This window comes from Lysinibacillus sp. GbtcB16, assembly GCF_019091145.1.
Classification (GTDB): Bacteria; Bacillota; Bacilli; order Bacillales_A; family Planococcaceae; genus Lysinibacillus; species Lysinibacillus fusiformis.
The window spans coordinates 49,082-72,660 of record NZ_JAGXJV010000005.1; the positions used below are offsets into that span (position 1 = coordinate 49,082).

The 23,579-nt window shown below is 37.8% G+C and carries 24 protein-coding genes; 15 read left to right on the top strand and 9 right to left on the bottom strand.

Features of this window, described 5'->3' with window-relative positions:
- The first annotated feature begins 138 nt into the window (after positions 1 to 138).
- The 3 genes from KVT27_RS17355 (at position 139) to KVT27_RS17365 (ending at position 3,059) form a co-directional block, all read left to right on the top strand.
- Positions 139 to 1,161 carry an ABC transporter substrate-binding protein gene (locus KVT27_RS17355; RefSeq protein WP_036222663.1) on the top strand — a complete coding sequence of 341 codons (1,023 nt, stop codon included), beginning with the start codon at positions 139 to 141 and terminating at the stop codon, positions 1,159 to 1,161.
- Positions 1,162 to 1,243: 82 nt separating this feature from the next.
- Positions 1,244 to 2,272, top strand: a complete 1,029-nt coding sequence (locus tag KVT27_RS17360; RefSeq protein ID WP_036122914.1) for an ABC transporter permease — start codon at positions 1,244 to 1,246, stop codon at positions 2,270 to 2,272.
- Complete coding sequence (locus KVT27_RS17365) at positions 2,265 to 3,059, top strand: ABC transporter ATP-binding protein (protein ID WP_008176041.1); 795 nt, start codon at positions 2,265 to 2,267, stop codon at positions 3,057 to 3,059. Before KVT27_RS17360 ends, KVT27_RS17365 begins: the two co-directional genes overlap by 8 nt.
- Positions 3,060 to 3,275: 216 nt before the next feature.
- Here KVT27_RS17365 and ilvA read toward each other — a convergent pair whose 3' ends face one another.
- On the bottom strand, positions 3,276 to 4,538 hold the full coding sequence (ilvA, locus tag KVT27_RS17370) for a threonine ammonia-lyase IlvA (protein WP_217581680.1): 1,263 nt from the start codon (positions 4,536 to 4,538) through the stop codon (positions 3,276 to 3,278).
- A gap of 347 nt (positions 4,539 to 4,885) precedes the next feature.
- On the opposite strand from ilvA, the gene KVT27_RS17375 reads away from it, so the two are divergent.
- Positions 4,886 to 5,629 carry a TerC family protein gene (locus KVT27_RS17375; RefSeq protein WP_025115444.1) on the top strand — a complete coding sequence of 248 codons (744 nt, stop codon included), beginning with the start codon at positions 4,886 to 4,888 and terminating at the stop codon, positions 5,627 to 5,629.
- Positions 5,630 to 5,676: 47 nt separating this feature from the next.
- On the opposite strand, the gene bshB2 is transcribed toward KVT27_RS17375, so the two are convergent.
- From bshB2 to thiD, 4 genes are all read right to left on the bottom strand, one after another.
- Positions 5,677 to 6,366 carry a bacillithiol biosynthesis deacetylase BshB2 gene (gene bshB2 / locus KVT27_RS17380; protein ID WP_008176035.1) on the bottom strand — a complete coding sequence of 230 codons (690 nt, stop codon included), beginning with the start codon at positions 6,364 to 6,366 and terminating at the stop codon, positions 5,677 to 5,679.
- A gap of 13 nt (positions 6,367 to 6,379) precedes the next feature.
- Entirely contained in the window at positions 6,380 to 6,730 is a 351-nt protein-coding gene (locus KVT27_RS17385; RefSeq protein ID WP_008176033.1) for a YojF family protein, read from the bottom strand.
- 625 nt (positions 6,731 to 7,355) lie between these two features.
- Positions 7,356 to 7,637: a hypothetical protein gene (locus KVT27_RS17390; RefSeq protein ID WP_036122919.1), complete on the bottom strand. Its 282-nt coding sequence runs from the start codon at positions 7,635 to 7,637 to the stop codon at positions 7,356 to 7,358.
- Positions 7,638 to 8,002: 365 nt separating this feature from the next.
- Positions 8,003 to 8,833, bottom strand: a complete 831-nt coding sequence (gene thiD, locus KVT27_RS17395; protein ID WP_217581681.1) for a bifunctional hydroxymethylpyrimidine kinase/phosphomethylpyrimidine kinase — start codon at positions 8,831 to 8,833, stop codon at positions 8,003 to 8,005.
- A gap of 174 nt (positions 8,834 to 9,007) precedes the next feature.
- Between thiD and KVT27_RS17400 the strand changes: the two genes are divergently transcribed.
- The 5 genes from KVT27_RS17400 to KVT27_RS17420 all read left to right on the top strand — a co-directional run bounded on the left by KVT27_RS17400 (position 9,008) and on the right by KVT27_RS17420 (position 11,945).
- Complete coding sequence (locus KVT27_RS17400; protein WP_008176027.1) at positions 9,008 to 9,685, top strand: uracil-DNA glycosylase; 678 nt, start codon at positions 9,008 to 9,010, stop codon at positions 9,683 to 9,685.
- Between the two features lie 75 nt (positions 9,686 to 9,760).
- Positions 9,761 to 9,940: a hypothetical protein gene (locus tag KVT27_RS17405; RefSeq protein WP_036122925.1), complete on the top strand. Its 180-nt coding sequence runs from the start codon at positions 9,761 to 9,763 to the stop codon at positions 9,938 to 9,940.
- On the top strand, positions 9,937 to 10,206 hold the full coding sequence (locus tag KVT27_RS17410; RefSeq protein WP_008176024.1) for a YwdI family protein: 270 nt from the start codon (positions 9,937 to 9,939) through the stop codon (positions 10,204 to 10,206). Before KVT27_RS17405 ends, KVT27_RS17410 begins: the two co-directional genes overlap by 4 nt.
- Before the next feature lie 27 nt (positions 10,207 to 10,233).
- Positions 10,234 to 10,614, top strand: coding sequence for a DUF423 domain-containing protein (locus KVT27_RS17415; protein ID WP_008176022.1), 381 nt, complete (start codon positions 10,234 to 10,236; stop codon positions 10,612 to 10,614).
- A gap of 155 nt (positions 10,615 to 10,769) precedes the next feature.
- On the top strand, positions 10,770 to 11,945 hold the full coding sequence (locus KVT27_RS17420; RefSeq protein ID WP_217581682.1) for an amidohydrolase: 1,176 nt from the start codon (positions 10,770 to 10,772) through the stop codon (positions 11,943 to 11,945).
- Positions 11,946 to 12,028: 83 nt separating this feature from the next.
- On the opposite strand, the gene gerQ is transcribed toward KVT27_RS17420, so the two are convergent.
- On the bottom strand, positions 12,029 to 12,364 hold the full coding sequence (gene gerQ / locus KVT27_RS17425) for a spore coat protein GerQ (protein WP_008176019.1): 336 nt from the start codon (positions 12,362 to 12,364) through the stop codon (positions 12,029 to 12,031).
- Between the two features lie 22 nt (positions 12,365 to 12,386).
- Positions 12,387 to 12,812 (bottom strand): cell wall hydrolase, encoded by a 426-nt coding sequence (locus KVT27_RS17430; RefSeq protein ID WP_036122931.1) that lies wholly within the window; start codon positions 12,810 to 12,812, stop codon positions 12,387 to 12,389.
- Positions 12,813 to 13,058: 246 nt separating this feature from the next.
- Here KVT27_RS17430 and KVT27_RS17435 point away from each other — a divergent pair, with 246 nt between their 5' ends.
- A complete protein-coding gene (locus KVT27_RS17435) occupies positions 13,059 to 13,229 on the top strand; it encodes a hypothetical protein (protein ID WP_008176015.1) in 171 nt (56 codons plus the stop codon).
- A 159-nt stretch (positions 13,230 to 13,388) separates the two neighbouring features.
- Positions 13,389 to 13,571 (top strand): hypothetical protein, encoded by a 183-nt coding sequence (locus tag KVT27_RS17440; RefSeq protein WP_008176013.1) that lies wholly within the window; start codon positions 13,389 to 13,391, stop codon positions 13,569 to 13,571.
- Positions 13,572 to 13,614: 43 nt separating this feature from the next.
- Here KVT27_RS17440 and hemQ read toward each other — a convergent pair whose 3' ends face one another.
- Positions 13,615 to 14,364: a hydrogen peroxide-dependent heme synthase gene (hemQ, locus tag KVT27_RS17445; protein WP_031418454.1), complete on the bottom strand. Its 750-nt coding sequence runs from the start codon at positions 14,362 to 14,364 to the stop codon at positions 13,615 to 13,617.
- A 155-nt stretch (positions 14,365 to 14,519) separates the two neighbouring features.
- Between hemQ and lipL the strand changes: the two genes are divergently transcribed.
- A complete protein-coding gene (gene lipL, locus KVT27_RS17450; RefSeq protein ID WP_036122935.1) occupies positions 14,520 to 15,356 on the top strand; it encodes an octanoyl-[GcvH]:protein N-octanoyltransferase in 837 nt (278 codons plus the stop codon).
- Between the two features lie 37 nt (positions 15,357 to 15,393).
- Here the strand turns inward: lipL and KVT27_RS17455 are convergent, their stop codons facing one another.
- On the bottom strand, positions 15,394 to 16,044 hold the full coding sequence (locus tag KVT27_RS17455; RefSeq protein WP_025115432.1) for an RsfA family transcriptional regulator: 651 nt from the start codon (positions 16,042 to 16,044) through the stop codon (positions 15,394 to 15,396).
- Positions 16,045 to 16,280: 236 nt separating this feature from the next.
- On the opposite strand from KVT27_RS17455, the gene KVT27_RS17460 reads away from it, so the two are divergent.
- From KVT27_RS17460 to KVT27_RS17470, 3 genes are all read left to right on the top strand, one after another.
- The gene (locus KVT27_RS17460; protein WP_008179127.1) at positions 16,281 to 16,508 is read left to right on the top strand and encodes a YuzB family protein; all 228 of its coding nucleotides are present in this window, start codon (positions 16,281 to 16,283) and stop codon (positions 16,506 to 16,508) included.
- Between the two features lie 182 nt (positions 16,509 to 16,690).
- Entirely contained in the window at positions 16,691 to 17,998 is a 1,308-nt protein-coding gene (locus tag KVT27_RS17465; protein ID WP_036122938.1) for an HD domain-containing protein, read from the top strand.
- 371 nt (positions 17,999 to 18,369) lie between these two features.
- Positions 18,370 to 23,538 carry a collagen binding domain-containing protein gene (locus tag KVT27_RS17470; protein ID WP_217581683.1) on the top strand — a complete coding sequence of 1,723 codons (5,169 nt, stop codon included), beginning with the start codon at positions 18,370 to 18,372 and terminating at the stop codon, positions 23,536 to 23,538.
- Positions 23,539 to 23,579 lie beyond the last annotated feature (41 nt).

A 23,579-nucleotide genomic window follows, 5' to 3' on the forward strand; every position in this document is an offset into this window, starting at 1 on the left:
TTTTTGCGAAATACAAAAGTCAGAACATTCATAATGTTGTTGACGAAGCTCAATAATCACGATAATATAGCGATACATTCACACTTTGTTTGGATAAAGTGTGATAGATATTCGAGAACTTAATCGGGGGGATTAATGGTGAAGAGCAATGTCAAAAAGCTTTCATTCCTACTCTTTGGATTAGTATTACTACTTGCTGCTTGTGGTAGTGGTGGAACTAGTTCAACAGAATCAAAGGGGAACGAAACGAATAACGCCAGTGACAGCGGAAACGCAGATGATAAAACATATAAAATCGGAATTACGCAAATTGTAGAGCATCCGTCGTTAAATGCAGCGACGGAAGGCTTTAAAAAGGCGATTGAAGATGCAGGTTTAAAAGTTGAGTATGATCCACAAATCGCACAAGGTGATAATAGTCTTAACACAACGATTGCTAACAACCTAGTAAGTGCGAACGTAGATTTAATATTTGCTAACTCTACACCTTCTGCACAGGCCGCGGCAACAGCAACAAGTGATATTCCAATTATCTTTACATCTGTAACAGATGCTGTAGGTGCTCAGCTCATAGAATCAATGGAGAAGCCAGGGAAAAATGTTACAGGTACTATCGATTTACATCCTGAAACGATTTCTAAAACAGTAGCATTTTTAAAAGAGCTAGGTGCTAAAAACGTTGGTATGGTCTACAACGCTGGTGAGCAAAACTCCGTAGCACAGGTGAAAGAAGTAAAAAAAGTAATGGCTGAGCAAGGTCTTGAGGTTAAAGAGGCATCAGCTGCAACTTCTGCAGAGGTAAAACAAGCAACTGAATCTTTAATCGGTAAAGTCGATGCATTCTATATTATTACGGACAATACAGTAGTCTCTGCTTTAGAGTCTGTCATTGATGTAGCAAATGCCAATAAATTGCCTTTAATAGTAGGAGAGCTTGACTCTGTGGCGCGAGGCGGTTTGGCTGCATATGGTTTTGAATATTCCGATATTGGGTATGAGGCTGGGCAAATGGCAGTGAAAATTTTAAAAGGTGAAGCAACACCTGCTGAAACGCCAGCGCAATATCCACAAAATCTAAAGCTATTAATTAATAAAAAAGTAGCAGATGATTTAGGAATTGAAATTAAAGATTCTTGGGGTGCAGAACTTCTAGAAAAATAACTCGAAGCGGGGGAACCATCCCCGCTTTATCTTCATTTACCAGCAGTAGCATAATAAATTAGATTTAGGAGATGATTCAACGATGTTTTTAGCATTATTTGGCGCAGTGGAGCAAGGAATCATCTATGCAATTATGGCACTTGGTGTATATTTAACATTTCGAGTGTTAGATTTTCCGGATTTAACGGTTGATGGAAGCTTTGTAACAGGGGCGGCAACAGCAGCAACAATGGTTTTGCTTGGCTACCACCCAATCTTAGCGACTTTAGTGGCAATTGTTGCTGGATTTATTGCTGGATGTATGACAGGAATCCTTCACACAAAAGGGAAGATAAACCCACTATTATCAGGGATTTTAATGATGATTGCCTTATATTCGATTAACCTACGGATCATGGGGTTAACTGCAGAAAATACGATAGGTCGTCCAAATATTCCATTACTAAACTCTGAAACGATATTTTCAAAGTTTCAAGCGTTTTGGAGTAATTTAGGGATAGATGATGCTCTCAACAGCCTATTAAAGGGTATGGGGATTCAGCAAGTACCAGGTACTTGGAGTGTACTAATTGTCATTGTAATTATTACAATTTTAATTAAATTAGTGGCAGATTGGTTCTTAAAAACAGAGGTTGGGCTGGCTATTCGTGCTACTGGTGATAATAAACGAATGATTCGCAGCTTCTCAGCCAATACAGATACACTCATTATTTTAGGGCTAGGACTTTCCAACGCACTTGTCGCATTTTCTGGAGCTTTAATCGCACAATATTCGAAGTTCGCTGATGTAAGTATGGGAATTGGTATGATTGTAATCGGACTTGCATCTGTCATTATCGGGGAAGCTATTTTTGGTACAAAGACCATTATTCGTACCACTTTTGCAGTCATCGCTGGAGCTATTATTTATCGTATTATTTTAGCGTTAGCTTTACGTGTAGACTTCCTGGATTCAGGAGATATGAAATTAATTACAGCTATCATCGTCATTTTGGCGTTGATCTTACCTCAATTTATTAACAAGCGTAAGGAACGTAAGCGTAAGGCTAAACGGGCTGCAGAACTTACGCAAATTAAACCAGTAGAGCAAGGAGGAAAAGGCCTTGCTTAAATTACACGGTATAAATAAGGTGTTCAATGAAGGGACACCGGATGAAAAGATCGCTCTAGCAGAAATTAACCTACATTTAAAGCCTGGTGATTTTGTTACTATTATTGGGAGTAATGGGGCAGGTAAATCAACGATGATGAATATGATTTCTGGCGCCTTAACACCAGATTTCGGCACAGTTTCGATTGATGGCAACAATGTTACTCATTTGCCTGAGTATAAACGCTCGCAATTTATAGGTCGTGTTTTCCAGGATCCAATGGCGGGAACAGCACCTGCTATGACGATTGAGGAAAATTTGGCACTAGCCTATTCCCGTAATAAGAGTAGAGGATTGCGAAGAGGTGTAGACAAAAAACGTCGTGAGTTTTTTATTGAATCGTTAGAGATGCTTGGATTAAATTTAGAAAACCGCCTTTCTGCAAAGGTTGGCTTACTTTCCGGAGGGGAACGTCAAGCTTTGTCTCTGTTAATGGCCACTTTTACAAAACCATCTATATTATTGTTAGATGAGCATACGGCCGCGCTTGATCCATCACGTGCTGAATTGATCACCCGTATTACAAAGTATTTAGTAGAAAAAGATCAGTTAACGACATTGATGGTTACACATAATATGCAACAAGCTTTAGATTTAGGAAATCGCCTAATTATGATGGATAAAGGTCAAATTATTTTAGAAGTTGGGGAAGATCGTAAACATGAATTAACGATACCTGATTTAATGGCTGAGTTTGAACGCATTCGTGGAGAAAAAATGAATTCGGACCGTGCTTTATTAGGATAAAGGTATATCGTTCATACATTCGTATGAGTATCAGACTGTAGGCAAACTCAATGACATTTGGGTTTGCCTATAGTTTTTCATTTACAATGATGTGAGGGTGGTGCTCTCCCTCGCTCCGTTCATCTATATTAATGGTTGAGAAAGAAGCTGTTGAGGTGACTCTCAAATATTTAAACATAGAAAAAGCCTCACCTGATAAAAGTGAGACTCTTTCATTTAGACGAGTAGGCCAAATAGCTGAAGATCATTGTTAACTTCTTTATAGTTGAAGCCAAACTCGTTCATTCTCGCTAGTAATCCCTCGTAATCTGATCGATCGCCTAGCTCGATGCCGACTAGAGCAGGACCGCTTTCCTTATTGTTTTTCTTAGTATATTCAAAGGTTGTAATATCATCATTAGGTCCAAGCACGCTAGTAAGGAATTGACGAAGAGCGCCTGCCCGTTGAGGGAAGCTGACGATGAAGTAGTAAAGTAAGCCTTCATGAATAAGAGACTTTTCTTTAATTTCCTGCATACGTCCAATATCGTTATTCCCACCACTAATGATAACGACAACAGACTTTCCTTTGATTTCTTCTTTATAAAAATCAAGAGCTGCGACTGACAATGCACCAGCAGGCTCAGCAATAATCGCATGTTTATTGTACAAATCTAAAATGGTTGTACATACTTTTCCCTCAGGTACAAGAATAATGTCGTCTAAATAACGGCAACAAACATCATAAGTATGATGACCGACACACTTTACGGCAGCTCCATCGACGAATTTGTCAATCCAATCAAGAGCAACTGTACCACCTTCAGCGAAAGCAGCCTTCATACTGCCAGCACCGGCAGGCTCTACACCTATAATTTTGCTAGATGGGGAAAGGTTTTTAATATAGGCAGAAACACCAGACATTAAGCCACCACCACCGATACTGCCAAATACGTAGTCGATTGGCTCTTCCATATCATTCATGATTTCTACCGCCACAGTTCCTTGCCCAGCAATAACATCGAAATCATCAAATGGGTGAATGAAGATTTTACCTTGTTCTTCACAGAAACTTAGTGCACTTTCAGCAGAGTCATCGAACGTGTCACCCGCTAAAATAATCTCCACATACTCACGACCAAACATACGCACTTGGTCTATTTTTTGCTTGGGTGTAGTTTGAGGCATAAAAATGCTAGCTTGGATTTTTAATTGGGCACAGGCATAAGCTACACCTTGTGCGTGGTTGCCTGCGCTGGCACAAACGACGCCAACATTGCGCGCTTCATCCTCGATTTTTTTAATTTTATAATAGGCGCCACGAAGCTTGAATGAGCGTACATGTTGTAAATCCTCACGTTTAAAATAAATATTTGCGCCATATTTTTCAGATAAATAGTCATTTCTTTGTAGAGGTGTATGCACAACTACGTCTTTTAAAAAATGGTGTGCAATGAGGACATTCTCCACTTGCACGGTTCTAGTATCAGCAACTTCCATAGTATTCATCCTCCGTTTTACGTTTAAAACATTTATCTATGATAGCACACTTTTTTTGCTTTTTGGACTTAATTTTTAGTAAATTCTAAATTTTCCGTGTCCATTTTATAATGTAAGCGTTTTATCTTTATTTACCTTACTTTTTGTATGGAAAATGAAGCGTTAAACATAGGTAAGTCCCACTTTTATGGACCATTTCCTCCACCGAATTAGGTGTAAAGGAAATCGTTTTTTAGAGGTCTAGACGCGATTATACGGAGGCACCATTGATCAAAAAAATACAACTTTCATATCAAAATTGGTCAAGCATATACTAGATTAGCTTAGGACAAGTGGGAGGGTAAGCAGTGGAAATCATTCAAGGAATTCTATCTACATATAGCCAGTTTTTCGATTGGGCAATGTGGCAGGAAGTATTAGTGGATCCTGTATCATGGGGACTAATATTTTCATTAATTATTATAGAAGGATTGTTGTCAGCAGATAATGCACTTGTATTAGCAGTACTTGTCAAACATTTGCCAGATAAGCAACGAAAACGAGCTTTAATGTATGGGATGCTAGGAGCCTATTTTTTCAGATTTTTATTTATTGGAATAGGAGTTTATCTTGTAGAATTTTGGTTTATTAAAGTGTTAGGTGCGTTGTATTTAGGATGGCTCTGTATCGCTCATTTCCTTCAAATCGGAAATGAGGATAGTGTGAAGGTGGTAAAAAAATCTGGCTTGATGGTTCGTTTCTTTGGGACCTTTTGGGCAACAGTTATTTCCGTAGAGCTGATGGATATTGCCTTTTCCATTGATTCAATATTTGCCGCCTTTGCTATTTCAGATCAAGTATGGGTGCTTCTAATTGGGGGTATGTTAGGAATCCTAATGATGAGAACAATAGCGGGTGTATTTTTAATTATGATCGAAAAAATTCCTGAGCTAGAAGCGACTGCTTTCATCATTATTGGCGTTATAGGGTTAAAAATGTTAGTAAGTGTTGTTAATATTCATATACCTCATTATTTTTTCTTCCTGTTTTTATTAATTGCCTTTTCGATCACGTTTATCGTGCATAAACTAAATAAAGTAAAATCTACCTAATTAAAAGAGGCTCTGTTCTCCAATCATGAGAGGACAGAACCTTTTATTTATTTTACATATTTATCAGGATCAACAATGTAAAATCTTTCGACATTTAGCCAGCTTTCGCTCATCGGTTCTCCATCATCAATGCGTTTTTCTGTTTCTTGCATCATCCAACCAGTTTGTGATGCGTGTGCCTGTAATGCTTGTAATTTATCCATTCGCATTTCGCGAATATCATAGACCACATGAGGCTCGCCATTTTTTTCAATAGTATCGTTTGCGAAGGCACAGCCAAATACTTGTGGACGTGCAGCCTTAGGCATACGACGTACAGCCTCAACGACAGCACGCGCGGTTGCTTCATGGTCTGGATGTACCGCAAAACCAGGTAGGAACGTAATAATTAATGAAGGCATTAGCTCTTCAATTAAACCTTCTACCAGCTTTACCATCTTCTCATCGTCTTCAAATTCGATTGTTTTATCACGAAGACCCATCATACGTAAATCTTGAATACCCATTGCTTCTGCGGCTGCAATTAATTCTTTACGACGTATTTCTGGTAATGATTCGCGTGTAGCAAATGGGGGATTACCTAAATTACGGCCCATTTCACCTAATGTTAAGCAGGCATATGTAACAGGTGTATTCATTTTTTTTGTATAATAGGCAGTCGTGCCAGCAACTGAAAAAGCCTCATCATCTGGGTGAGGGTACACAATTAAAATATGACGTTGTGGTTGTAAATTCAAAGAGTCGTCCCCCTTAGTAAGTAAATGGCGTTTCACTTATTTCAAGCGCAATCGCCAATTTTCCAGAGTAATCTAAACCAGCCATTAATAAACGGCCTAAATCATCTAATTCATAATGAGTAATGCCTTGTGCATAAACCCAGCCATGAGGTAATTTTAACCCAACACGATGAGGTGTCTTGTCTACAACTTTAGCAAGTTCATAATTAATTTTTGCGTTGCGTATAAAGGCACCTGCATTAAAGAACTTTTCATCATAGTGTGCTGCATAAGATCCGTTTGTCGTCTCAAGATGAATATAAACGTCTTTGTTGGCGAAAGAATTTAGTAATTCTTGCAACGTCTCTACTTGTACTTCTTGCATCTTAACACTCCTCTCGATCATTTCTCCTTTAAGTATAGTAAAAAAAATTAGCAAAGGGAAATTCATTGCTTCATACGTATAAATAAATGATTTGTAAAACTTATACCTTCACATCATGTCACCAAGATTTTTAAGAGCTTCATCGCCACGACTACTCAAAATCTGTGTCTTCTGACAGAGGCTTATCTAGATTCATCCACTACCTTCTAGAGTAGGAAATCTTCTACTAAATCGGGGAAGGATGAATCATTAACTATTAATCTATGACGACTTTCCAAGCAATATTCTTGAAAAAATTATTGTAATGTATCAATATAAGGGGTGTGAAAATATATGTACAAAATGTGTCGTTTTGTATACGGTTTCACACCTGAAAAGATATTGTAACCATAGCTTCTTCCAAAATCGTGTGTAGACAGCACCAAATGCTGAAGGATGGTAAAACTAGGCGAAAACGAATTCTATCTTGGTACAATAGATGACGTTCCTCCAGCATCTTACATCGTGCTGTGTGTAAAAGGGAGAAGAATGAAGCTCATTATCATAGTATAATAAAAAACCGCGTTTCTCTTTATGACGGAGAAGCGCGGTTTTTTATTGAGATTATGGATAGGCTATGTATTTGTTAGTATCGATTAAGCTTTCTTTCGATTGTTTCTAAACGATTATTGACACTTTGCAATTGTTTAAACATTTGTCTCATATAAAGATTTTGATCTTCATTTTTGGTCTTTTTTTCTTGTGCTAGTTCCTCTTCCTCCTGGAGTGCCATTATTGTGGCGAGGGTGGACAATGAGTAGCCGAGTGTTAAGACAATGGAAGCGAGTACTTCTACTTTTGAAGCGGTTAATTCTCCAGCTAATAAACCTGATTCCTCTGTTAAGTCCTCTGCCTTTTGTTTTTTCATCTTTTCCCCTCCCATCTAAAGCTAATATATGGGTGATGAAGTCCTAACGTATCTTGTCCATTTTTTTATCTTTATTCAGCGGGATTTCTAGAATTTAACGCATTATTTGTTTGTAATATTTAGATATTAGAATCATTTTGACTCAGGATGGTAGGGATCATTTTGAGGGAGCATGAATATGAACATAATTGAGGTGACTACGATAGTAACCTTCGTAGCATGTAATGAAAACAAGAAACCTTCATTGATTCCCCCTTGTGCAGAAATAGGGAGTGGCTCTAGGGAAACTTATTTTCATGACTGATCCATTGGAGGATATGTAAAAGAGGGATGTCTTCATAATCTTAGAGACATCCCTTTCAATGTTAAATTTCAGTGACTGTTATTTGTGGAGCACCAAAGCGGGACTTTGCTCCATGCATGACGGGACCAACATATTCGTTAAGAGCCCAACCATGTGCAATGGCTGCGGATACAAACTCTTTTGCTTCAATAACAGAATCCATAATAGATAATCCATTTGCGAGATTTGCAGTGATAGAGGCTGCAAAAGTACAGCCTGCACCGTGGTTATTAGTGGAAGCAACTTTTTCGGATTCTAATAAGTAAAATGCTATTCCATCGAAGAATAGGTCTGTTGCTTTTTCTGTAGCTAATGCTTTTCCACCTTTAATGACTACAGCTTTAGCTCCAAGCTCGTGGATTTTTCGTGCGGCTGTTTTCATCTCATCAATCGTTTTGGGCGTACCTGTCCCAGCCAATTGGCCAGCTTCAAAAAGATTAGGTGTTGTGACTGCTGCTAATGGTAAAAGATGTTGTACCATAGCATCTGTGTTGCCAGGATTTAGGACTTCATCGTCCCCTTTACAAACCATCACAGGATCAATGACAACATTTGTCGTCCCTGATTTTGCAATAGCCTCTCCAGCAAGACGAATAATTTCTTCCGTAGAAAGCATGCCTGTTTTAATAGCATCAATTCCTGTTGAAAGGGCAGTATCAATTTGTTTTTGTAGAAGTTCAGTTGGTAATGGTGTGACATTATGTGTCCAACCATTTGGGTCCATTGTTACGACAACTGTTAAAGCCACCATACCGTATGTACCGTGCTCTTGAAATGTTTTAAGATCGGCCTGCATACCTGCGCCGCCGGATGTATCAGAACCAGCAATTGTTAATGTTTTTTTTAGAGTCATGAAAAGATCTCCTTTATTGTTAAGAGTGTTAAAATTACCATTTAGTATAGTCTTATTCTGATTCTATAAAAATAGTCAGAATTTGATATTTTTATATGGTCAGTTTGAGCTGAGACTTGAATTCATGGATGATTTTTTGTACCGTTGTAAGAAAAGAAAGGGGCTTAAAGGACGATGAAACAAGTATTCCCGAATGATTGGCAAGAAATACTTGCAGCTGAGTTAGAAAAACCATACTATCACACATTACGTCAATTTATTGCTAATGAATATTCAACGCACACTATTTATCCTCCTATGCAGGATGTAATGAATGCATTTTATACAACAGCCTATCAACATGTGAAGGTCATTATTTTAGGACAAGACCCATATCATGGCCCTAATCAAGCACATGGCTTAAGCTTTTCTGTCAAGCCAGGTATTCCGCATCCACCTAGCTTACGAAATATGCTACAAGAGCTACAAGATGATCTCGGCTGTTCAATTCCTAAAGATGGCACTTTGACGAAGTGGGCAGAACAAGGTGTTATGCTTTTGAACACAGTTCTTACTGTGCGAGCTGGACAGGCAAATTCCCATAAAGATCAAGGTTGGGAGCAGTTCACTGATGCAGTTATCGATAAGCTAGCTGCAAGAGAGGAACCACTTATTTTTGTACTGTGGGGGAAGCCTGCGCAACGAAAAAAACAGTTGATACGTAAATATGACACGCCACATGTCATATTAGAAGCACCACATCCTAGCCCATTAAGTGCTTATCGAGGATTCTTTGGGAGTAAACCTTATTCAAAGATTAATCAACAATTAGTAGAATGGGGTAAACAGCCAATTGATTGGTGTTTAGCATAGATTGGCACAAATCGTTTACTTTATACACTACATAAATCGTGATACAGTTAAGATAGATGAAAGAGAGGGACAACGATGAAGGCGAATTGTTTTCAATGTCATTTTTTTAAAGTAACGTGGGACCCTCAAACTCCACGTGCCTGTGTCGCATATGGCTTTAAAACAAAACAAATTCCATCCGTTGTCGTGAAACAATCCTCAGGTATGGAATGTTTAAAATTTGTACCAAAAGTAGAAAGTAGGAGAACGCAATGATTCCTTATCAAGCCGTTATACAACAACTTGAAAAACAATTATCTGGTGCAAAAAATGCAGGGAATGATCAGCAGATCCGCGAAGCTCTTACAGCAATTCGAGCATTATGTGATGTGGTGTTAGATTCTCCTAGTAATACACCATCTATCACAACACCTTCTAAGCATTTACCACAAATGCTTGTATCAGAGATGAAGCCATCTAGTTTATCTACATCCAAAATTGAAGAAGATGGAGCCAATGGTGATTCAATTTTTGATTTTTAATCAATATTAAAGGTAGGGTAACGCGCAATGAAAAAATTTATCGTGACAGGGGCTCTCCATGGCCTATTAGCAGTAGCCTTTGGTGCATTTGGTGCACATGCTTTAAAGGAAATTTTAGATGATTATAGTCAAGGTATTTGGGAGACGGCTGTTCAATATCAAATGTTCCATGCTACTGGTTTGTTAGTAATTGGACTATTAATGAGTTCTAAATTATTTGGTGAAGTGAAGCAATTGAATTTGGCAGGAATTTTCTTTAATTTTGGGATTGTCTTCTTTTCGGGTAGCTTATACGTATTAGCGATTAGTGGTATTAAAGTATTGGGCGCGATTACACCAATTGGTGGTGTACTATTTTTAATTGGATGGATACTTATTATTTTATCGGCTTTAAAACATGCTCGTTAATTTAAAATTAGGACTCTCTTACATGATTTGTAGGAGAGTCTTTTCTTTATTTTGTAAGATTACGATTTAAATCCTATTCTTTTTGTAAGAATTTATAGTACACTACTACTATTACTTGCAATATTTCGAAAATACAAAAAGAGAGGTTGTGTAGGATGGAAAAGCTATTTACATTAATAGATGAGAATTATGAAGAAATGGTAGGGATTCGTCGTCACTTGCACGAATATCCTGAATTATCCTTTGAAGAAGTGGAGACACCAGCCTATATAGCCGCCTACCATAAAGAATTGGGTCATGAGGTTCGTGAAGGGGTAGGAGGAAGAGGTGTAGTTGCCGTACTACGTGGTGCGAGGCCAGGAAAAACAGTGGCGTTACGGGCTGATTTTGATGCATTGGCGATCCAGGAGGAAAACGATTTACCTTATAAATCAAAGGTCGCGGGTAAAATGCATGCTTGTGGGCATGATGGTCATACAGCAACATTACTAGGATTAGCTAAGGCACTCAATAAAATGAAATCTGAAATTACAGGAAATATTATATTTATTCATCAGCACGCTGAAGAGGTGGCACCAGGTGGGGCTAAGCCGATGATAGAGGATGGGTGTTTAGATGGTGTAGATGTTATTTTTGGTACACATCTCTGGGCTCCCACTCCCATAGGGGAAATTTTAGTGAAAGATGGCGCGATTATGGCAGCTGCAGACAAAGTAGAAATTGCTATTCAAGGGAAGGGTGGACATGGTGCCGAACCACATCACTCCATTGATGCAGTTTCTCTTGCCTCGCAGTTTGTAATTAGCGCACAACAACTTATTTCAAGACGTATTGATCCATTAAAGTCAGCCGTTTTAACAATTGGTCATTTCGAGGCGATTAATCCGTTTAATGTGATTGCTGATCGTGTTAAACTGGCAGGCACAATTCGCACCTTTGAGGAAGATGTGCGCACACAGATCGAGCAGGAGCTAGAAGCCGTTCTAAACGCCACTTGTCTAGCCTTTGGAGCAAGCTATGAATACCGTTATACAAGAGGTTATCCACCTGTGTATAACCATCAGAAAGAAACGGAGTTTGTGGCACAGTTAGCGTCAACTGTCCCAGGTGTAGAGCAAGTGAAAACTTGTCCACCGTTTATGGTTGGAGAGGATTTTGCGTACTATTTAGAAAAAGTACCGGGTACATTCTTCTTCACAGGTGCGAAAAGTCCAGAATGGGAAACAGCTTATCCACATCATCACGCGCGCTTTAATTTTGATGAACGTGCAATGCTAATAGCTGCTAAAACTTTAGGAAAAGCTACCTTGGAATATTTAAAAGAATATTAATCTAGCGCAAGTTAAAAATCCGCATACTCTCATCGACTATTGTCAGTGAGAGTATTGCGGATTTTTAAGATACAATATAGCGATTATGGATTTTGATTAAAATAAGCCATTTCTTCATCATATTCAGCAAAATCGAAGTAAATCATTGGGAATAAGAAGCGGTGATTGGATTTAAGTTCACGAATGATAACATGATCTCGCCCAGCAGCCTCTACCACACCACGCACAGTTTTTGTGTTTTTGCCTTGTTCCACTGCATGCTCAAAAGAAAAATGGAAGGTAGCTGGTTTTCCGCGATTCAACCGTAAAATATTTTCTATATAGGACTCTTCGCGGCCTGGTGGTCGTCCGGTCGGGATTGTGACTGGAGGAGGAGTCATTTGTTGTTGAGTTGTTGGTGTCCAATAATAAGGCATCATCAATAATCAACCTACTTTCTTTTTAAATTTGAGGACAATCTTCTTCAGTTGGCGAGAAGAAGCAATGAGATTTGTATCTGCCTGTATTCCATTGGCCATACCATTGTGCAGGACAATCGCCCGCCGGCATGAAAAACCACAAGGAACGGTTAGCTGGGTGAAATCTTTCGCCTTGAATCACCCTTCTGGCTAACCGGATATCTTGATCACGTGCTCGTTGATAAAAATAACTTTTTTGAGTTGCTTCAAAGCCACCTGGACGCTGATAAACCATCTGTTCAATTGTTCGAATATCACCAAAATCTAAACAATCACCCCTTACACGATTAACGCCAACATTCCCAACCATCAGCATGCCTAACTCACCTTCGCCTTCTGCCTCGGCACGCATAAGCCTTGCTAGCAGGGCTGTCTGGGCATCATTCGTCTTAATAACAGCGATTTTCATACCTCCTCGCTGTCAGTATATGCATGATGGTATTGTAGACATGTTCAATTTTGTGAAGAAAGAAATTCACACAACAAAGGTACTACGCATATAGTAGTAATAACGACAAGTCCGTAAAAAATAATCTAAAAGCCATTCATATTAGATAACTTTTATAAAAAATTGGGTAAATAGAAAAAGATATAAATAGGGGGATAGGGGATCAATAAATTGCATGTGTAGGCCATACATGTGAGGTGATTACTTATGGAAATAGGGGTATGGTTTGGGATATTACTAAGTGCAGTGCTGGCCTTTTTACTAGGGGAGTATTATGGACAGCCGCTCCATTGGTATCTATTTATTTTAATAATAGTGATTGGTTTCTTTATTCAAACGATCATCTTAATTTTAAAAGTAAAGGACGAAAGCTCTTGAGGAAATACGAAAAAAATAAATTCAATGATTAAGGAAGTGTCATCGCAGTGGGATGGCGCTTTTTTATTTTATAGATAATTTTACTTTGCCAGTATAGTACTGATATTCAGAGACATACTAAGGTTGAATTTATTTTTGCTTTCATGAAGGAGCGTTACAATGCGTATTTTTAGTATGTTTGTAGCAATAATTATTAGTGCCTTTATGGCAGTCGGGATAGCAGAATACTATCATCAGCCGTATAATTGGTATTTGGTTTTTCTGATGATTCTTACCGGATTTTTTATTCATACAATCATCTTAATATTTGAAGCTGAGAATGCGGAAGAAAATGAAATTTAAAATGCGAGTCCTCACTAGGGACCCGCATTTTTTAATGTACGTATTAAACTGTTAAGAATGTTACTAATTTATCGTTATCAAGTAGATTTCCGACGAAGAATGCACCAAACTCACCATAGCGAGCAGATACTTCATCAAAGCGCATTTCATACACTAACTTTTTGAATTGTAAAACGTCATCAGCAAATAATGTTACGCCCCATTCGTGATCATCAAAGCCAACAGAGCCTGTAATAATTTGCTTTACTTTACCAGCATAACCGCGACCAATCATACCGTGAGAACGCATTAATGATTTGCGCTCATCCATTGATAGCATGTACCAGTTATCATTCCCTTGACGGCGTTTATCCATAGGGTAGAAGCACACATATTTAGAACGAGGAAGCTCAGGGTATAGACGTGCACGTACATGTGGATTTTGATATGGATCTTCATTTGATTCACCAGCTAAATAGTTTGAAAGCTCAACAACAGATACATAAGAGTATGTAGGAATTGTAAAATCAGCAATGGCTAATTTATTAAATTCTGCTTCAAGCTCTTGTAGCTCATCCATTGTTTCACGCAATGTCATAATCATAAAGTCAGCCTTTTGACCAACGATTGCATAGAAGGCATGAGCACCTGTTTTAGCGATATCTGCTTCATTTAATTTCTCCAAATAAGCAAGAAATTCTTCTACTGCTGCTTGACGTTCTTCAGCAGAAACGAGCTTCCATGAAGCCCAATCAATTGAGCGAAAATCATGTAAAGCGTACCAACCATCTAACGTAATTGCTGCTTCATTCATTATTGAAAACACTCCTTTATAAGTGAATACTATTCAAAATTAGTTTATCATAGTTTGTGCAAAATCCCTAAGTTCATGAATGGTTTTCACGAATTTGACACCAACTATAGATGATGTATGCTAAAGAGAAGAGATGGAATTAGAGGAGTACCAATATGAAAAGTATTTTACAGCAGCCAATTTGGCGTTATTATGATCAATCAATTAGCGCAAAGCAGCGATCTCCGTTAGAATCATTTGCAACTGATGATACGTTGTGCCAGCTAGTTGGACAATTAGTATCACCACCAACTGTTCGGACATGGGTTCACGAGGCATCGGTTGTGCTTGGCATCCAAGATCATCGTTTACCATATGTACAGCAGGGAATGGATTTACTAAAATCGAGAGGTTATCAACCTATCGTTCGGAATTCAGGTGGATTAGCTGTTGTCCTTGATGAAGGAGTTCTAAACATTTCCATTGTATTATCTGAACAAATGGATTCATTAAGCATAAATGATGGCTATGATGTGATGGTCGACCTCGTCAAAGGTTTATTTCCAGAGGTAGCTGAGAAGATTGAAGCCTATGAAATAGTAGGCTCATATTGCCCCGGTTCGTATGATCTAAGTATTGAAGGGAAAAAGTTTGCAGGGATTTCACAAAGACGTTTACGCCAAGGTGTAGCTGTACAAATCTATTTATGTATAGAAGGTAGCGGCTCGCAGCGTGCTGCCCTTATTCGAGATTTTTACGAGAAAAGCTTACAGCAGGAAGAGACGAAATTTACTTATCCACAAATCGTTCCTGAAGTCATGGCATCATTATCGGAGCTTGTCGATCCACATTTAACAGTAGAGGCAGTCGTTATTCGTCTACAGCAATACCTTCATCACTTAGGTGGAAAAGTACATCCAGAATCTTTTCATGACGAAGAATTAACATTATACGGTTTCTATTTAAAGCGTGTTTTTGAGCGTAATGCTAAAATGCTAGAACGACATGAATAGAGACTGCTATTAACACACATAAAAAAAGGCGATGCTGCTAATTAAGCGCATCGCCATTTTCAGGCTGGAAATTAGAACTACTTACTACGAGATTTCCGTTTTTCTCCATTTTAAAAACAGGTGCAACACGTTCTTCCTCTTCATCTAATGTAACAAGTCGTCTAGCACGATTCATAATTTGAACAAATTGTTCGTAATCTTTGCGGATTGCTCGGTTTTCTTCTTCGAGCTTTGTAATTGTTTTCTCTAGTTTTTTATTTTTCTCTGATGTTACATGTACAAGCTGTCTCCATTTTGAAGATTCATTGCCTACTTCACCAGAATGCTGTAAACGTAGTAAATAAGCTATAACAATATCAAGAGAAAGAGCGGATAGCGGAATTGATTTTCCTTCTGCTGCACTACTATTTACTGTAAACATACTAGAAGTGCGACGTCTTGCAGGAGCTCCTAACACTCGCATTCTTTCTTTTCTTTCCTTTTTAGCCTCTGCTAATTGTTCTTCATATTCTTTACGAACAACAGCATTCCAACGGAAACCACAGGCTGCAGCCGTACGATTTAACGCATCACCAGCTTCTTCAAAAGCGTTTAGCTGTGTGCTTCCCTCCGTTACGTGACGAATGACCGCCTCTGCTAATAATTCATCATTTTCTTCTAACCAAGCATCTTGTCTGATTTTACTCATATTAAAAACCTCCACCTTTTTTGGAACTTATTATTTAAGACTAGCATGACCAATCTTTTAACCTTTTATTCATCCATGTGAAATGAATTATGCTTGAATAGAAGGGGAAAAGTACGATACAATACCCGTTGTAGGTTTGTACGTATGCTGCATACTTAAATATGTGAAGGTCATACGTTCCATAGAGCGAGCGGATTTTGTTTGAAAAATACTATATAGAAAGGGTTGTTGACAAAATGGCAAACGAGTTTAAAGTTTGCGATGAATGTCAGGCCGTTAACTTAAAAACGTTAATTCCAAAATTAAAGGAAATCGATCCTGATGCAACCATCGAAATTGGCTGTCATTCTTATTGTGGTCCAGGACGCAAAAAAACATTTACCTTCGTAAATAGCCGCCCTGTTGCTGCATTAACAGAAGAAGAACTAATGGAAAAGGTTTTAACAAAATTAAAGAATAAGTAAAACGAAAAGCTGTCTCTACTTGTTGGAGAAAGCTTTTTGTTCATTTATTCAATAGAAATTTAGAATAATTGTGAAAATGATCGAAAAAGGTTGTTAGTATCTATAGAAAAAAGTGAATAAGTATGCTAGTCCTAGATTTATCGCATATAATAGAACTATAACAAAATGGGGGTGCTATACAAATGACATATGCAAACGCTAAATTACAAGAAGAAAAGGTATTTAAAGACCCTGTTCACCGTTATGTGCATGTTCGAGACCAAGTGATATGGGATTTAGTAGGTACAAGAGAATTTCAGCGTTTACGTAGAATTCGTCAGCTTGGTACCACATTTTTAGTCTTTCATGGGGCGGAACACAGCCGCTTTAGCCATTCGCTTGGTGTTTATGAAATAGTACGCCGTATAGTGGATGATATCTTTGTTGGTCGTCCGGATTGGGATGAGGGTGAGCGACTTTTAGTGCTATGTGCGGCACTCCTACATGATTTAGGACATGGGCCATTCTCACATGCGTTTGAAAATGTCTTTGAGCTGGATCATGAATACTATACGAGAGAAATTTTACTGGGTGATACGGAAGTCAATGCTGTGTTGAAAAAAGTGGCAGGTGATTTTCCTGAAAAGGTATCACAAGTAATTGAAAAGACGTATCCAAACAAACAAGTTATTAGCTTAATTTCAAGCCAAATTGATGCGGACCGTATGGATTATCTACAACGTGATGCTTATTTTACTGGCGTTAGTTATGGTCACTTTGATATGGAGCGGATTTTAAGAGTAATGCGTCCTCGAAAAAACCAAGTGGTCATAAAAGCTACTGGTATGCATGCAGTAGAAGATTATATTATGAGTCGCTATCAAATGTACTTACAAATTTACTTCCATCCTGTGTCACGAAGTGCAGAGGTTATTTTAAATAAAATTTTAAAACGAGTAAAACAATTGAGCTTGGAAGGCTATACATTTAAGCATGAACCTACACACTTCCTAGCATTTTTCCGTAACGCAATTACGCTTGAGGATTATCTTGCCTTAGATGAGAGTATTCTTTTTACATATTTTCAACTATGGATGCAAGAGGAAGATACTATTCTAAGTGATTTAAGTCGTCGCTTTGTTAATCGTAAGCTATTCCAATACATTGATTTAGATCCTGGAGTAGAGCTTGATAAATATCAAAAACTACAGGAACTTTTCAAAGAGGCAGACTTGAACCCAGACTATTATCTTGTTCATGATACAACAGCAGATCTGCCGTATGATTTTTACAGACCTGGTGAAGAGGAAGTGCGCGTGCCGATTTTTTTAGAAATGAAAAATGGTGAACTACGTGAGCTTTCGCGTGAATCAATTATTGTTGATTCCATTTCAGGACGGATGAAGCGTGACCATAAAATATATTTCCCTTTAGATTTTTTAGAAGATGATTCAACGCATTCAACCATTAAACAGAGAATATTAACTTTGTTGAGAAGAGACGGAAAATAAAATATGAAATAGAAAGCAGTAAACACGTTCAAAGGAGCGATGTTTACTGCTTTTTTTGTATGTTTAGATGATTGTTTAGAATCTGTTCAGTACTTGTAGTTATAATGTATCAAAAATGATAAAAGGTGGTGATGTCTGTTGTTTTGAGTATCGCAAAAGTAATGCATCTAAATTGAAATACAGGAAAGTCTATAATTTGTTAATTCCTATGTCCTATGTTAGGATACAATTTGGCTTTTATTCACAAGAATGACAAGTTAATTTCAGGGAGGAGAGCAACCATTGTTTGGGGCAGGCTTAACTGAAAATGAAAGAAAGCTATCGTCGTAGTAAACAATCAAGCTCTCTATCTATTAGAAAAGAGGAGTGTCATGAGAAAAAAATTGAATATTGCTATGCTGACCATGTTGTTAGTGTTCCAAACACTACTCAGCCCACTGTCAGTATTTGCATCTGAAGACCTTTCGACACCACCAGTCGTGAATGACAATGGTTCGGATGATGAAATGGAAAAAAATCCTTCTACACCAGTGAGCAATGATACAGATTTGTCAGAAGATAACATAGGTGAAGAAGAGCTTTCTACAACACCGCAAGAAAATGAAAACAAGGAGCAAGATCCTGAGGGCCAGGCTCCTGAAGAAGAAAAAGTGGAGGATGAACCTGCTAAAACATTGCCAGTGGATAATTCACCATTGGTTCCTCAAGAAATTCCAGCTTCACTATTATCATTTGTAATGAAAATAGGTGAAAAAACAGTTGGAGCAGGTGAATTTGGTACAGAGTTAGCTCCAAATACAACAGCTAACTTCACGGTTAAATTTTCCGTGCCAATGCAAGATAGTCAAGCAGAAGCTTGGGGAGATGGGAGTTGGTTTGAATTCCAATTGACACAGTCGTTAATTGATTTTGATGGGGCATTCGCCGGTAGCAAAACAGTAAACGGTATCACATATAATTATGTAACTACGGATAATAAAGTTCGTGTAGAGTTAAGTGGTATGGAGCCCGGCTCAGGAAGCTCTCAACCAGAGGAATTAACCGTTACATTCAATTCTGGTTTTAATAACCTTTCTGACGACATTGAGCAGGATCTGGAAATTCCTGCAGCCACAGGCGGTAGTGAGATAATTAAAGTTAAATTTACTTTTTTACCTTCAACGAGCAACAAAAAGGTAAGTAAGGAGAAACTAGGGACTCCTACACCTGCAGCAAATGGTAACCATGAGATGGAATGGCAGGTATGGGTTAATGAAGCAGGTAAATTATTAAGTAATCCAACTTTAACAGACGAGCCAACATCACATGAAATTATGGCTAATTCCGTAAATGTGTATCAATATGAGGTTGGTCTTAATGGTGTGAGAACAAGTACAGAAAACATTGTTCTGACAAATGGTAGTTGGAGCGATATTCAAAGTACGCTGACTGGTAAGTATGCATATAAAATTACGTATAAAACGTCTGTAACATTAGAGGCGGATAAACGTGATGGTGTAGTTAACTTTAATAACAAGGTACTATTTACTAATGATGGACAAATAGAATCTTCTAATACGGCAACGCACACCATTACGTATGGAAAAGCGCTAGATAAAAAGTTAGATAAAAATACAAACTACGAAACAAAATGGCATATTGATTACAATCATAATTTGTTAAGTATCGATCAAACTGATGCATATATTATAGATACAATTAAAGGTCCTCACGAAATCGATGCATCAAGCATTAAGGTTTATAAAATGAATGATGCAGCTGGCAATGTGGCAACAAAAGTTTCGGAAGCTAACAGAGTAACAAATGGATTTACTATTAATCCGACAACTGGAAATGCTAAAAGCTTCACATTAACCTTTGATAACGATATTTCAGATGCCTATACAATTGTGTATGATGCGAACTATAGTAAACAGGATTTTTATGAAGATGAAGCAGGGCAGTTTAATAATAGTGTGACAAGCGGTTCAGGTAAAGAGAAGAATATAAACTATGTACTTACTGAAAACCTATTAAAAAAATCATATACAGTTGATTTTGATAAAAAAGTAATTACATGGACGATCAACATTGTATCTGATAATCCAACTAAACCAATTAACAACCTAACACTAACAGATACATTTACAGCCGGTGCTGCAGATGGGGTACATGAGTTAATAGATAACACTGTAAAGCTTAATGATAAAGCAATTCCTTATACTCTAATTGCCGGAGATAAGAAAAAAGGCTTTACAATTTCAGGTATTAACGTACCAGCAGGTAGTACATCAACTATCACTTATCAAACGAGCTTCGCAATTGGTGATGAGGGTACTGTACAAAAGCAAGGGTATGGAAATACAGCTGCTACAGAGTGGACAAGTGGCGGTAAATTATATGAAAAATCATCTTCTGCGAGCTATATTCCACAATCAACTACTGTTAATAATGGCAGTAAATCGGGAACGTTTAACTACTCCACGCAGCAATTTACATGGGATGTAAAAGTGAATATCAATAAAAAGGATATTAATGGAGCTATTTTAATCGATACAGTTGGTGAGGGACATAAGTATCTACCGGGAACAATTGAAGTGTTACCTTTAACTAATTTAGGTGGTAGTGATACAGGCGGAACTATTGGTACTACACCGATTGACTCGAATAATTACACAATTTCAGCGGAAACAGATAAAGGCTTTACATTAACATTCCATGATTCCTTATCAGGAGATATCAACTACCAGGCATATGTTGTTCGTTATAACACAAAGGATGACGATCATATTTTAGGTATTGGTTCTGATACGTCTACTGATAGAGGGAATGTATATACGAATGATGCCACATTTAAAACAAAAGGTACGCAAGAATTTACGCTGGAATCTACGCCAGTAAAAATTGATGAGAATGTAGCGAACAATTTAGTGACAAAAAATAAACCACAACAAAACGCGAGTAAAGAAACCATTACTTGGACATTAGATGTGAATAAATCTCATTCTGATTTAGGTCAAAATGTCATCTTAACAGATTTACCAGGTAATAATTTAATGCTATTGGAAAGTAGTATTCTATTAGCACCATATACAGTATCTAAAACAGGTATTCAAAATGGATCTAACTGGCAAACACCTTTGCAATTAGGGGTAACTGTCAAGTTTGATACTCAAGGTGGCTTTAGCCTCGAATTCCCTGATTTAAATCGAAAAGGGTATCAAGTACAGTATAAAACAATAGGCTTTGGTCAAATCGGTGATGCATTAGAAAATACAGCAACATTGCATTATACGGGGCAAACAAAGGCTAATCAAAAAACTGAGAGTGACTATAAGGGTAAATTTAACTTTAGTAGCTCCGAATCAGATTTTTCGTCAACACGAGGCAATGCCAAATTCAAAAAAATTGGTATCGATTCAGCTACAGGTCAATTTAAAGAAAATTTAGCTGGTGTTGAATTCCAACTAATTAAAAAAACCGCAAAACCAAATGAATATATCATACAAACAGCTACTACAGATGCAAATGGTGAGTTCACATTTGAAAATGTGCCGTACAATGACTATCTCATCCGTGAAGTAGCAGCACCAACTGGGTATACTAAAATGTCTGATTTTAAATTTAAGTTAGATGAAAACACGACACTAAATAAGCAGCCAGACTTACTAACACAACTTGTCAATACGACACCAATAGTTGGTGGCAGTTGTACACAATTCGAAATAGAGATTAAGGATATTGATGGTCATTCTATTACTACAGGTACAGTTACATTAAAGGATACCAATGGTACAGAAACAGCACCATATAAAGTAACAAATGGCAAAGTGACATTACCTAATCATTTTACTGCTGGTGAGTATACAGTCACTCATTCAGTTGAAGGTGAATTAGGAAAGGTGATAGTGAAATATGATGGTGGTTGTAAAGCTGTAGTTCAACCAGTGCCAAAATGTGAAAACTACACAATTGTAGTGAAAGATGGTCAAGGTAATATTCGTACAAATATTTTAGAATTAACATTAAAACAAGGTACTACAGTAGTGACAAAGGTATCTCCTGACGCAGTAGGTAAGTTTACTGTTCATTCAAATGACCCTACTACTGGTGTAAAACCAGGTGAATACACAATATACGAGGGTAACCAATTTTTGGGTACAGTTACACTGACATACAAGAAAAGCTGTGGTTATGAATTTACAATTATACAAGCACCAAAATGTGAAACGTTCGACCTAACGGTCAAAGATGTTGATGGAGAATTGATAGCAGATAAAACGAAAGTAACGATTAAAGATTTAGATGGGAAAACGGTAGCTACTGAAGAAACAAAAGACGGTAAAGTAGAATTAAAAGATTTAGAGCCAGGTGTTTATAGTGTATTTGATAAAGATGGCAATAAAATTGGGGAATTCTCCAGCAATATTAATTGCCAAGCAGAAGTTCAACAAACACCAGCCTGCGAGCGCTTTACAGTAGAGTTAAAGGATGCTAATAATGTCCTAATTAAGGCGGGGAAAGACGTTGTTATTAAAGATAAACAAGGTAACGTTATTTCCACAGTGATAGAAGTGGATGGTAGTATGACATTTGTTTCTAAAGATGTACCCGCAGGTAAGTATGACGTTTATGACAATAAAGTTTATTTGGGAGAAATTGTAGTTTCTTACAAACAAATTTGTAAAGTAGACTTATCAGTTGCCCCTGCGTGTCCAAACTTTACATTAACGATTAACAATATGTATGGTCAGCCTCGTGAAGGTGTCAAAGTAACATTCACAGATGAAGCTGGTGTAGTAATAGAAGAGAATGGTTCAACAGAATTTACAACAAATAATATAGGTCAAATTACGATAAGTAATTCATTAATTAGGCCGGGTAAATATATGGTCAAAGAGAATGGTATTACAATCCTTGGTACAGTAACAGTAGGTAATACGTGTGAGGCTAACATTCAGCCAACACCACCTGTAACAAATCCAACTGATCCTGATAATCCCACGTCAGAGCCAGGGCAGCCGGTTGATCCAAACAAACCAAATCCAGATCCAGAGAAGCCAGTTGATCCAAACAAACCAAAACCGGATCCAGAGAAGCCAGTTGATCCAAACAAACCAAATCCAGATCCAGAGAAGCCGGTTGATCCAAACAAACCAAAACCGGATCCAGAGAAGCCAGTTGATCCAAATAACCCAAAGCCAGATACTAACAAACCTACAACTCCTGGTAATGGTGGCACAACAGCACAAAATGTTATTGATCAAGGGAAACAATTACCACCGTATAATCCATCTAACGTAACTAAAGATACGTTAGATGCTTATAAAGATTTCCTGAAAAAATATAGTAAGCTATCAAAAGATGAGCAGACTGAGGTGGCTCAAGCTATTGATATTAATAAAATCAAAGCGGATGCAGAGCGCTTAGAAGCACAGCTAAGAGCACATGGTAAATTACCACAAACAGATGGAGCCAATCAAACAGCTCTTGTATTTGTTGGTTTACTTCTTGTAGCTGGGTCAATATGGTTCATGCGTCGCCGTTCAACAGAGATTTAATCAAAAAAGCGCCATCTTTTAGTGATGGCGCTTTTTGTGTG